Below are 12,828 nucleotides of genomic sequence, written 5' to 3' on the forward strand. Positions count from 1 at the left end.
ACATCGCATAATAATACTACTTTGAAGCATAATTTTTGCTCATATTTATCTCGAGGGTGAGACGCGAATGGGGATTAATAGCCTTTCAGGCTATTTTTTTAGATCAACACAAAAATCAACTTAATCTTTTTATAATTTCCTCTCTGCGAAGTAATGGTAATATTACTGACATTTCCGGTCCGGATGCCATTCCCGTTATAGCAAGTCTTAAAGGCAGAAATACCTCCTTGCCTTTTTTATCAGTAACGACCATAATTTTTTTAGTCCATATGCTCCAGCTATCGAGGGTTATTGGTTCGTTTGGTAACAATATAGCTGCCTGTTTTAAAAAATCTTTATCTAATCCTTCAACTTTGGATGGTGAGTAACAAATATTCCACCAATCTTTTATTTCATATAATTTTTGCAAATTAGCTCTCACTGCCAACCAAAACTGTTCAGTTACTTGCTCAGCCTTAATCTCTCTTAAGCGATCTTTTACTTCATCAAAACTAAGGCTAATTAGTAATTTATGATTCAGACGTTCTAATTCTTCCGGCAAATAAGTTGTTGGACTTTTAGAAAAATTATTAATGTCAAACTCTTTTATTAGCTGATCTAAATTCTTAAACGATACAATACTTGATGACGAACCAATTAAACTAAAAAAACTGTTAATTGCCATTGGTTCTAATCCAATTTCATCCCTTAGAGCAGCGATCTCAAATCCTCCTATTCTTTTAGATATTTTGTCATCTCGGCTAATAATTAGACCAAGATGAGCAAAATTCGGTATACTCTTTTGATTTGAGTATAGTTCTTCCTGTAGGGCTTCAAACATTTGTAGCTGAATTGCCGTATTAGTTACATGATCCTCGCCCCTAATAATATGGGTAATCGAATAATCAATATCATCAATAACTGAACAAAGCATATAAGTCATACTATTATCTTCTCTGATAACTATCGGATCACCAAGATTTTTCCCATCATATTTAACTTCACCCTTAATCATATCTTGCCATATAATTGGAGTATGCGATACCAAGAATCGATAATGTGGCTTTCTTCCTTGACTAATGTAATCGTTTATTTGTTGTTGAGTTAAATTCAAAGCTGCACGATCATATATAGGAGGGAGTCCTCTAGATAATTGTAATTTACGCTTTAATTCAAGCTCTTCCTGAGTCTCAAAACAAGGATATAATTTATTTTTTTGTAATAATAATGTTTTTATCGCCTCATACCTATCAAGCCTATTAGATTGACAAAAAGTTTGATCCCAGTTAAGTCCTAGAAATTTCAAATCCTGTTCAATAGCATTTTTATATTGTTGCTTGCTACGTTCAAGATCGGTATCATCAAACCTTAAAATGAATATGCCATTATGCTTTCTAGTATATAACCAATTTATAAGAGCTGTTCTACTATTACCTATATGCAGCATACCTGTTGGTGATGGTGCGAATCTTGTGATAACCCTTCCCATAATTTTATCTTAACCGCTTATTGTACTTTTTTCTTTTTTGTTGTTTTTTTTGCTGTAGCATTCTTTTTAGAAGTTTTTTTTGCAACTATTACCTGCTTGCCATTATCTTTCTCTTGTTTATTCTTTAACTTATTATTACTAGCTTCAATTATTTCTACAGCGATCTCTGTTGTTATGGTAAAAGGATCGTATCTTTTTGGTATTGAAATAAACCTATCAAGATATTTAAGATACGGACCATATCTACCTATACCAAGTATAATCTCTTGTTGAGATTCAGGATGCAAACATAATTTAGCCGGTAACTCAAGCAACCTCATAGCTAAAGCAAGAGTGACATCATTTTGGGCAATAGAAGGTGGCAATGATGCACGCTTTGGCTTTTCACCCTTGGCAACTTGCTCACTAGTCTGTACATATAAACCATATGGGCCTTTCTTTAGAAAAACATCAAAACCATCCTTATTTACTCCTAATAGTTTGTTCTCTTCCATAGTAGTAGTAACATCATCACTATTTTTAGAGGTAATTTGTTTTTTGAAAGTACATTCTGGGTAATTACTACAAGCTAAGAATGCTCCAAACTTACCAAGCTTCAGATCTAATTGACCTGTAGAGCAGGATGGGCAAATTCTTGACTTGTTACTTTCTGACTTTTCTCCAAATAAGTGATAATCTAAGGCTTCTTCAACATAAATAATTATATCAGATATTTTCTTTCCACTAACTACTTCTACATTGTTATTAAACCCATCCCAGAATTTTTTTAGTAAAGACTTCCATTCTATTTTACCTTCTGCCACCTCATCTAAATCATTTTCAAGATCAGCTGTGAAATCATATTCCACATATTTCTTAAAAAAACCTGTTAAAAATGTTGTAACTAAACGCCCTAATTCCTCTGGAAAGAATCGTTTTTTCTCAACAACTACATATTTTCTATCTTGCAACACTGATATAATCGAAGCATAAGTAGACGGGCGACCAATACCAAGTTCCTCAAGCCTCTTTACTAAACTAGCTTCAGAATATCTTGGTGGCGGATCAGTGAAATGTTGTGCTGGATTCACTGAATCTGTAATTAATTTCTCTCCTTCTTTTAGCGGTGGTAGAAGGCTATTTTCTTCTTCTGTTTCATCATCTAGACCTTCTTGATAAATTTTATAAAAACCATCAAACGCAATAATTGAGCCATTTGCTCTGCATGTAAATTCTTTATCTTCTGTACAGTCAATTGATGAGAATTTGGTGACGTCGTCACTCGTCGCTCGCCTATTATCTATAGGCTTCGCTCCATCGTTCCTAGCATCAAATCCTCCTGAATTGACTGTATCAAGCTGAGCTACTACCAAATCAATAATAACATTTTCCATTTGGCAAGCTACCGTCCTCTTCCAAATTAGGTCATAAAGCTTGTAAAAATCTTTATCTAGTTTATCCTTTAACTTTTCTGGTAGCAGGGTAATATCAGTTGGTCTAATCGCTTCGTGAGCTTCTTGGGCATTTTTAGCTTTAGATTTATAAACTCGCTGGCTAGCTGGCAGATATTTATCCCCAAAATTCTTATCTATCAACTGACGTATTTGCTCAACAGCTTCACTAGCAAGAGTTGTCCCGTCCGTTCTCATATAAGTGATCAAACCTATAGTTTCATTACCTATATCCATACCTTCGTAAAGTTTTTGGGCAATTTGCATAGTCTTCTTAGCAGTAAACCCTAATTTTCTTGCAGCTTCTTGCTGCAGCGAAGAGGTAATAAAAGGTGGTTGCGGTTGACGTTTTTGCTGTTTTTTTTCTATAGAGGCAACATGAAAATTCTTTAGTTTTATTTTCTCGACTAGATCATTGGCAGCTAGTTCATTAGTAATTGAGAATTTCTCTAATTTCTTACCATTAACATGAGTTAATCTTGCTAAAAACGGTTCATTATTACTATTAAGAATATTAAGACTAATATCCCAATATTCTTGCGATTTAAAACGTTCAATTTCGTCTTCTCGTTCGCAAATAAGTCTCAGTGCTACAGACTGGACTCTTCCGGCTGATCTACATCCTGGCAATTTACGCCATAATATCGGCGATAAAGTAAATCCTACCAAATAGTCTAAAGCCCTCCTTGCTTGCTGAGCATTAACCAAATCAATATCAATCTTTCTTGGGTTTTCAATTGCATGTAAAATAGCTTTTTTTGTAACTTCATCAAATGCTACTCTTTTAAAGAAATCACTAGATTTAACCAAGTTTCTTTCTTTTATTATTTCTGCAACATGCCAAGCAATTGATTCTCCTTCTCGGTCTCGATCTGTTGCTAGATAAACCATTTCAGCCTTGGCAGCATCTTTAGTTATTGCTTCAACATATTTTTCTGCTTTATCTGATATAACATATTTCATAGCAAAATCTTCATCTGGCAGAACTGAACCATTTTTAGATGGTAAATCTCTAATATGCCCAAACGAAGCAATAACTTTAAAACTATTATCTAGATATTTATTTATCGTTTCCGCCTTTGCTGGCGATTCTACTATTACTAATTTCATATTTATTTATAAATTAAAGATATCTTGTTGCCAGGATATCTAGTTATTTTTCCAGCTAGTTCTAGCTCCAGTATTATCATATATATAACCTGCAAAGGTAGCTGCGTTTGATGCAAACAATCAAAATCTATAGGAGTTGAAGATAAAAGCTCCTTAACTTTCATACGCATATCGTTGGTAATTGGATTAGCATATTTTATATCTAACGCTTTAAACTGGTTATTCGCAGCTGAATCATTCGCCACATCCTTAGATTTGCTGACAACCTTAGAAAAATGTGGTAGATTAGTTACTATATCTTGGGTAGATTCCACCATATATGCTCCTTCCTTGATAAGTTTATTAGTACCCTGACACCTAGGATCTAACGGAAATCCCGGCACTGCGAATACTTCTCTATTCTGTTCTAAAGCAAACCTTGCTGTTATTAATGATCCAGATTTTAGGCTTGCCTCAATTACTACCGTTCCAAGAGATATACCAGAAATCAATCGATTACGTTGTGGGAAATGTTGTCCAAGAGGTTTCGAACCTATTGGTAATTCAGCAATTATTAACCCCTCTTGCTGAATTTGTTCGAATAATTTAACATTTTCTAGGGGATAGACATGATCAATTCCTCCAGCGATAACTCCTATTGTTTTAGAGATATTAACTTGATGCACTGCCGTATCAATACCTCTTGCAAGTCCAGAAACCATTATATAATCTGCGTCTGTCAATTCCTTAGCGATTCTAGCTGCAAAGGCACGACCATTTACTGAAGCATTTCTTGCTCCAACAATTGCTAAACATCTTTCGTGTGATAATAACCCGATATTGCCCTTATAACTTAGTATAGGCGGGCAATCAAAAATCTCTAACAATAACCTTGAATATTCTAAAGACTTATAGGTAATAATTTTGGCGTTATTCTTTTCCAAAAGCTCAAGTTCTTTACTTGCCTCACTTTGTGAAAATACCTTTACTGGTTTAGAGCGTCCACCTCGCAGTGAGAATTCTTGTATATTTTCAATAGCAGTACTACTACTACCAAATATCTTTATTAAACTCCAAAAAGTCCTTGGACCAACATTTTCACTCCTAATTAGTCTTAGAATATCAATTGTTTCTTTTGTATAAGATACTCGGTTAGTATCCAAAAATAGCTCCTTAAGCATCAAATCTCTTTCTTTGGCTTTAAGCTTACTTTGACATAAATTATCCCTTACGCGAATTCGAGATAAGAATTTGTCAATTCTTATCCCAAATTGGAGTCTCTGAGATGATATTTGCAGTATATAACAAAATTTTCTCCCACTAAGTAAAAAAACAATTAATTTCTAACTAGAGAAGTTTAAAAGCTACAACTAGCGGTAGAAACCTGCATAAACCTATGCGTGTCATATATGGTAATCTCGATGTCATCTCTAGCTACGGTATACGGTACATTGGTGTTCGTAGCTAGCAATGACATCTACTGATCCGGCAAACCTACTCTATATACTATAATTTTTCTGCATTGGAAGCTAAGTAATCTGCTACTCCTTTATGTGATGGGGTAATACCTTCATCACCTTTATGCCACCCAGCTGGACATACTTCACCATGCTTGGCATTATAGTCTAGGGCATCTATCAGTCTTATTACTTCATCAATATTTCTACCAATTGGCAAATCATTAACTGACAAATGGCGTACTATGAATTCTTCATCAATAACAAAAGTACCACGCAGTGATATTCCATCATCATGAAGTACATTATAACTATGTGAGGCATTTTTATTAAGATCTGCCACCATAGGAATTTGGATATTGCCAACACCACCTTTATTGTAAGGAGTATTCTTCCAAGCCAAATGAGAAAAATGCGAGTCAACGCTTATTGCTATTAACTTTGTATTTCTTTCAGTAAATTCTCCTAATCTATTATTAAAGGCTATAATTTCTGATGGACAAACAAAAGTAAAATCTAGGGGATAAAAAAACAATACAACTTTATGACCCTTAGCATAATTTTTAAGATTAAATTCAGATTCTATACTATTATCAGGCATAATAGCTTTAGCTGTAAAATCCGGTGCAGCTTTTCCAACGAATACTTGCATTTTAAATTCCTTCAGTTTCAAGTGATTAAAAATAATTCTTATGATAACCTTAAGTATCGATGTAGCAAATTAATACTAGGCTCAAGTAATTATCCTCATTAGGGGTGATGTCACCCTAGGCTATTAAACCGATGTCTTACATCGAACTCAAGTTATGATACACAAAATAATAATGTATTACAATACCAAATCTTAAATGAATTAGCAGAGTAATTTAAAAACTGTAATCAATAGTTGAGTGCATGCCATAATCGGAAATGGTACGAGAACTATAAGTCACGTAATAAATAATCACTCACCTTACGTATATTGCTCGTAAATGAAGAGTTGGTAGACGATAGTATAACTTCAAGAAGAGCTAGGCAGTAGCAAAGTCGAGCGGCGTAGCGTACATGAGTAACTAGGCAGCTTCGATCTTTGGTCGCGGGAACGCCAATTCTTGAAGTTCTACCTGAGTATATAAGGTGAAAAAATCAGCAATTTCTTTAAATTATTAAGCCTTTTACTTGTGATTTCCATAGTTTTTTGTACAATTTACTGTTTTTTAGTAATTCCTCATGTTGTCCATCTTCAACTATGCTACCTTCATTAAAAACCAAAATTCTATCCATATTCAACAAAGTTGATAATCTATGAGCTATAACTAATACAGTTTTATTTTGCATTAAGTAATATAGAGAATCTTGTATCAACTCCTCAGTCTTACTATCTAGACTACTTGTTGCTTCATCAAGAATTAATATTGGAGCATTCTTTAATATTGCCCGTGCTATTATTATTCTCTGCCTCTGACCACCTGACAAGTTATTACCCCTTTCACCACATAAGCTTTGGTATCCTTCTGTTAGGCTCTCAATAAATTCATGTATATGAGCTAGTTTTGCTGCCTCTATTATCTCTTCTAAGCTAGCATCTTTTTTTCCATATCTAATATTATCCATGACTGTCCTATGAAATAGGATTGGTTCTTGCGGTATTATACTAATATTTTCTCGTAAAGAGTCTTGAGTTACATATCTAATATTTTGCCCATCAATTAGAATTTCTCCTTGGTCTATATCGTGCAACCGTGTAATAAGATTAATAAAAGTTGTTTTTCCTGAACCAGAAAACCCTACTAATCCGACCCTTTGTTGACTCAAAATTGTAACGGATTTATTCTCAAATAAATTATTATTATGGTAATATTTAAAACTAACATTTTTAAATATTATCTCACCTTTTGTAACCTTTAGAAGATGGGAATTCTCAATATCTTCTATAATATGAGGTTTCATTAATGATACACTTTGGTTAAAAGAACCAAATTCTTCAAACATATCTCCTATTTCCTGAGTTAGATCCCAAATTTCACTACTAACCGTTATAGATAAAGTAAGTATCAACACGCAATCTCCTATAGTTATTTGCATTTGACTACGAAGTTGAGCTAGATAATAAACCATTATAAAAATCATTATAGAACAAGCTATGCCTAGTACAATACGTAGCTTAAACATAAAGAGTTGCATAATTTGTTCATTAACTACAGCATCATCTATCCTTACTTCTAGATTCTGACGTTCAAATTTATGAGAAGTAAACATCCGTATTGCACCAATATTTGCAATTGCATCAACAATACTGCCGGCAACTATTGATTTGCTTCGTGCATAATTTACTGAATATTTGTTTGTTGTACTTGAACAGATAACACTAGTCCCTACAAAAACACAAATATGTATAAGGAATATAGTAGCAAATATTTGATGTATCCAGTACATTGTTCCAAGAGCAAAAACAATTATAGCTAGTTTGTATAGAATTTTCTCTCCAAATAAAGACAAAACAATTTCAAAAGATCTAGCCCCTTCAGTAATACGATTGGTAATATGACCAGCAAGGTTTTCTTGAAAAAATCTATGATTATGGTACTGAGTGTAATTATACATTTCGTCTAATATCTGAGCTTTGATATATGGCATGGTTTTTAGATAAATATAATCATAAATTCGCCACATAGTATTTACACATACCCACCAAAATGCATATATTATTGCCCAAAACAACATGGAGGAAGGTAGGTCTTTAACTGTTTCATTAGAAAAAGACTCAATCAAATTTATAACTTTTTGTAGCAACACACTATCAATAGCTGGTACCATTCCCCGTATTATGCATAACACCCCTAAAATAGTTAGTTTAATTCTTCTTTTCTTTAAAAAATAGAAAAATAACCTTATTGCAGACTTTGAAAAATCAAAACCTTCTAACACAGCACACACCTCATTACAAAAAAAACTAATTAGACTAAATAACCTAAATTAATCTAACAACAAACTCTTGCCACCTTATTACTAAACTGTTATAAAAACGTACAGAATATCTGAAGTTGTTTAGAATGAAAGAAAAAAACGCACCTATTTTGAATACCCCAACTAAGAAAACTACAAACTCATTAGATACTGATAATAATCCCTTTTTTAATGTTAGGTATATTTGTCAATCAACGACTCTAATTACTGAATCTATACAAAAAGGCTTTGATGTTGCACAGTTACCTAATGGAGATATTACAGTTACAGAAATTAAAACAGTAAATGTTTACTATCATTGGGATTCTTTTAAACAAAAATTTGTTAAAGTAAGCCAAAGTTAGCATTATACACTATAAATATATTATTTTTTTGCAAAATATACTTAGTGTATGTATAATATGTTATATAATTAAGTGAATCGATTGTGTAATTAATTTAATTTATGGTAATAATATGCTACTTAAGAACATAGTAACCTTCATTGCTGTTACTTTATATTTTAGTCTATCAATATGTTTTGCAACTACCATGCCAAGTAATAACAATCCAGCAGCACCATTAGAAGCATCAGCTCCTACTGCATTAACTGCATCTGTTACAATACTAAATGCTTGGGCAAGACCTTCTGCTACTGTTAGCAAAAATAATAATTCTGCAATATATTTTGAGATTTTTAATGACTCTGACCTCGATTACAATTTGGTAAATGTTTCTTCAGATATAGCTAACAAGGTTGAATTACATAAAAGTTTTGTTGATGAAAAAGGGGTTAGTAAAATGGTAAAACTCGATAAGCTAGTCATCCCAGCTAAAAGTAGTGCTATTTTACAACCGGGTGGTATGCATATTATGCTCTTGGATCTAAGAACTATATTAAAAGTTGGTGATAATTTTGATTTATCCTTATATTTCGATAATGGTCTTCAGAAAGTTGTTCAAGTAGAAGTAAAAACAAAGTAGTTAGTCGTTCTTATAATAGACCTCTTTCGAAACTCGCTTATGCTGAGGGTTTTGAAGGAGACGATTCACCTCGAGCCGCAGCGTACTCTAATTCCGTTACGGATTAGAGTACCGCATCATTGTCCAAATCACCAGCAGAAGTAGAGTTTCGAAAGAGGTCTAATGAATGGATATTTGCCTTATATGCCAGCTATTGTTAACTCTAGTATCGGTAGTCTAGATGTCATCCTACGCTGGCAAAGCTTTCCTTGTTTGTTGTTCCCATTCTTTAGATCATCCGAGTATACTCTTTTGCTCCTACGAATTGTTTTTTGAAAATATCATGGATTCGCATGCTCATCATTCATTTTCAAATCCAATTCTTCAAATCATTTGAGTATATACGTGAATATCCTACAGTTTTGCGAAACTAATTATTTAAATTAACCTGAATTCGATGTAACAAGTTACATCGAATTCAGTATTATATATAGAAACAATCAGGTGTAGAACCGCTTCAAGAGTGCATTTTTCCTTATAACAAAGCAAGTATCGATATAAGAATTAATAATTCTTATATCGCACTGAGGTTAAAGTAGAAGAATATATAAATATTTTAATGAGGCTGCCCTGAATTAAAGCTGCTAATTAAAGTTTTAGTACTTTTAATTTTTAACTATATCATTTATATTCGGTAATTTAAACATAGTATGTGTAATTATATATGACCATTATGTCTGATAATTGGATAAGAAAAATGTGTATAGAACACGATATGATTGCACCTTTTACTGATACGCAGGTTAGATTGAATAATTCAGAGAGAATTATTTCTTATGGTTTATCTTCATACGGTTATGATGCAAGAGTCTCGAAGGAATTTAAAATATTTACTAATATTAATTCGGCAATAGTTGATCCAAAAAATTTTGATGAATATAGTTTAGTAGACAGAGAGGTTGATGTTTGTATTATTCCGCCAAACAGTTTTGCCTTAGCAAGAACAATTGAGTATTTTAAAATTCCAAGAGATGTGCTAGTTATCTGTGTTGGTAAATCAACCTATGCAAGATGTGGTATAATTGTTAACGTAACGCCGTTAGAACCGGAATGGGAAGGGCATGTAACATTAGAGTTTTCCAATACTACCCCACTGCCAGCAAGAATTTATGCTAATGAAGGAGCATGTCAATTTTTGTTTTTAAAAGGTGAACAAACTTGTAATATATCTTATGCCGATCGTTATGGGAAATATATGAAACAAAAAGGTGTTACCCTTCCAATAACTTAAAATTTAAAATGTAAAGGACTATATTATTATGAAAGATACTAACCAAAAAGAAATGCCTCATATCGCTGTTAATGCACAATACATAAAGGATTTATCTTTTGAAAATCCAGACGCTCCGAGATCTTTAGTATCTTTGGAACGTAATCCACAAATTGACTTATTCCTAGACCTCAATATTTCTAATTTACCTGAAGAGAATTTTTATGAGGTAGAATTAAGTATAGAAGCTAAAGCAATGAGTGAAAATCATAGACTATTTATAGTAGACCTAAAATATGCTGGTGTTTTTAATTTAATTAATATAGAGGAAGATCAACGCCAAATAATACTAGCAATTCATTGTCCAGCAATGATTTTCCCATTTGCTAGAAAAATTATTGCTGATGTTACTCAGGATGGTGGTTTCCAACCATTGATGATTGACCCGATTGATTTTGGTGCTTTATATCATAAAAAAATGCAAGAAAATGATAATTAACCATTCACCTTACATATAGCATTTAAAAATTGTAGAAAAGTACAAGACGTCTATTAGCAAGACCACATGAGTGTCGTGGCAATCCACATTCATTAGACTATCGCTGTAACACCCCCTTATAAGTCAATATAAATCATTATTTATATTGACTTTAATATCTATTATATCATACTTTTTACTTACAATTGCTTCGTCGTCGCAAAGCAGCTCTTCGCTAATAGGTGCTAGGCTGTTTTTCCTATGACTTTTAAATTGCCATGGGGGTTATGTGTAAGGTAAGTTAACTATAAAATTATAGAAACAATCAGATTTGAGACAGTTCTGCATCTGATTGTTTCGATAATTTCACTGAATTTGGGATAAGAATTGACAAATTCTTATCCCAAATTCGCGTTACTTGGATATTATTTTGATAAAATTACTTGCTCTTATAGAGATAAAGTGAGAACATAGATGTGTAATAAAGAATAATAAATTAATAATTATAAAAAAGTTAATGGGAGAAATATCATGAGGGTGCTGTTAGTAGAAGATAATAGTGATATAGCTAGTTCTATTGAATTAACGTTAGCTTCAGAAGGAATTATTTGTGAGGTGGTGGAGTTTGGTACAGAAGGAATAGAAATAGCTAAAATTTATAATTATGATTTAATTATTTTAGACCTGATGCTGCCAGATATTAGTGGGTTCGAAGTCCTACTGAGATTACGTTCTGCTAAAGTAAAAACACCTATACTGATTTTATCAGGTATTACTACAGTTGATCAAAAAATTAAAGGACTTACGTGTGGGGCAGATGATTATATCACAAAACCATTTAACCGCGAAGAGTTAATTGCTCGTATTTATGCAATTGTTCGTCGTTCTAAAGGACATTCTGAGTCAGTTGTTAGGTTTGACAAGGTAAGTATTCATCTTGATACTAGAATTGTAGAAGTTGATGGAACAAGGGTTCATTTAACGAATAAGGAATATGCTATTTTAGAATTATTAGTCTTACGTAGGGGAACAGTAGTGAATAAGGAGATGTTCTTAGACCATCTTTATAGTAGTGTTGATGAGCCGGAAATTAAAATTATAGACGTATTTGTATGCAAATTACGTAAGAAATTAGCTGATGCTGCTGGTGGTACAAATTATATTGATACAGTATGGGGGCGTGGCTATATGTTGAAAGAATATGATGAACAAGAATCACTATTGCATCATTTTCAAGGAGAAGTTATTGAACCTTCTCTAGAATCAGAGGTAGAAGATAACAAAGAGTCGTGATATAAAATAAAGGATTATGATTTTGATTCTATCGTCTATCAACTCTTCATTTACGAGCAGTATAACAGAAGCTTAATTTAATATAGATAGAGAATTATGATACCTAGCAAGATAGAATTAACTGGTAAAGTCTATATTAAATATGTTGATACTATACCAGTCCCAAATGTTGGGGATGTTAAGCTTTTATTAAATGATGATGCATTGAGTCTTAACAAAGGAGATTATGATAACTTAAAGTCAAGTGGTTATATTAAAGCAAAAATTTTTGATGGACTTGTTTGGCAAAATATTAATATAAGTGAGTTATGTCTTGAAAAAGAACATAAATTTACTAAAAAACAAAAATCTATTGACTCAGCCTTACTGTGCCGAAGTATAATTGAAAAACATCGGGGAGTCACGTTGCACCGAACTTATAGAGGACATTTTACTACTCAAGAATAGACTTTGTA

11 protein-coding genes are annotated in these 12,828 nt (G+C 32.8%); 6 read left to right on the forward strand and 5 right to left on the reverse strand.

All coding sequences use genetic code 11. The features are described from left to right. Positions 1-115: 115 nt before the first annotated feature. The 5 genes from gltX to AAGD26_RS00150 form a co-directional block, all read right to left on the reverse strand. The gene (gene gltX / locus AAGD26_RS00130) at positions 116-1,468 is read right to left on the reverse strand and encodes a glutamate--tRNA ligase (protein ID WP_341751708.1); all 1,353 of its coding nucleotides are present in this window, start codon (positions 1,466-1,468) and stop codon (positions 116-118) included. A 17-nt stretch (positions 1,469-1,485) separates the two neighbouring features. Beyond that, complete coding sequence (gene topA, locus AAGD26_RS00135) at positions 1,486-4,008, reverse strand: type I DNA topoisomerase (RefSeq protein WP_341751709.1); 2,523 nt, start codon at positions 4,006-4,008, stop codon at positions 1,486-1,488. A 2-nt stretch (positions 4,009-4,010) separates the two neighbouring features. After that, positions 4,011-5,150, reverse strand: coding sequence for a DNA-processing protein DprA (dprA, locus tag AAGD26_RS00140; RefSeq protein ID WP_341751710.1), 1,140 nt, complete (start codon positions 5,148-5,150; stop codon positions 4,011-4,013). Between the two features lie 343 nt (positions 5,151-5,493). Beyond that, positions 5,494-6,096, reverse strand: coding sequence for a peroxiredoxin (locus AAGD26_RS00145; RefSeq protein WP_341747226.1), 603 nt, complete (start codon positions 6,094-6,096; stop codon positions 5,494-5,496). Positions 6,097-6,581: 485 nt separating this feature from the next. Continuing rightward, positions 6,582-8,351, reverse strand: a complete 1,770-nt coding sequence (locus AAGD26_RS00150) for an ABC transporter ATP-binding protein (RefSeq protein ID WP_410520618.1) — start codon at positions 8,349-8,351, stop codon at positions 6,582-6,584. 125 nt (positions 8,352-8,476) lie between these two features. Here AAGD26_RS00150 and AAGD26_RS00155 point away from each other — a divergent pair, with 125 nt between their 5' ends. From AAGD26_RS00155 to AAGD26_RS00180, 6 genes are all read left to right on the forward strand, one after another. Then, positions 8,477-8,734 (forward strand): DUF2671 domain-containing protein, encoded by a 258-nt coding sequence (locus AAGD26_RS00155; protein ID WP_341751711.1) that lies wholly within the window; start codon positions 8,477-8,479, stop codon positions 8,732-8,734. Between the two features lie 112 nt (positions 8,735-8,846). Further along, on the forward strand, positions 8,847-9,353 hold the full coding sequence (locus AAGD26_RS00160) for a copper chaperone PCu(A)C (protein WP_341751712.1): 507 nt from the start codon (positions 8,847-8,849) through the stop codon (positions 9,351-9,353). A 703-nt stretch (positions 9,354-10,056) separates the two neighbouring features. After that, complete coding sequence (gene dcd / locus AAGD26_RS00165; RefSeq protein WP_341751713.1) at positions 10,057-10,623, forward strand: dCTP deaminase; 567 nt, start codon at positions 10,057-10,059, stop codon at positions 10,621-10,623. Positions 10,624-10,651: 28 nt separating this feature from the next. After that, positions 10,652-11,101: a protein-export chaperone SecB gene (gene secB, locus AAGD26_RS00170; RefSeq protein ID WP_341751714.1), complete on the forward strand. Its 450-nt coding sequence runs from the start codon at positions 10,652-10,654 to the stop codon at positions 11,099-11,101. A 510-nt stretch (positions 11,102-11,611) separates the two neighbouring features. After that, entirely contained in the window at positions 11,612-12,373 is a 762-nt protein-coding gene (gene ctrA / locus AAGD26_RS00175; RefSeq protein ID WP_341751715.1) for a response regulator transcription factor CtrA, read from the forward strand. Between the two features lie 96 nt (positions 12,374-12,469). Then, positions 12,470-12,820 carry a hypothetical protein gene (locus AAGD26_RS00180; protein ID WP_341751716.1) on the forward strand — a complete coding sequence of 117 codons (351 nt, stop codon included), beginning with the start codon at positions 12,470-12,472 and terminating at the stop codon, positions 12,818-12,820. Positions 12,821-12,828: the final 8 nt, after the last annotated feature.

The organism is Candidatus Tisiphia endosymbiont of Piscicola geometra, assembly GCF_964026415.1.
Taxonomy (GTDB): domain Bacteria; phylum Pseudomonadota; class Alphaproteobacteria; order Rickettsiales; family Rickettsiaceae; genus Tisiphia.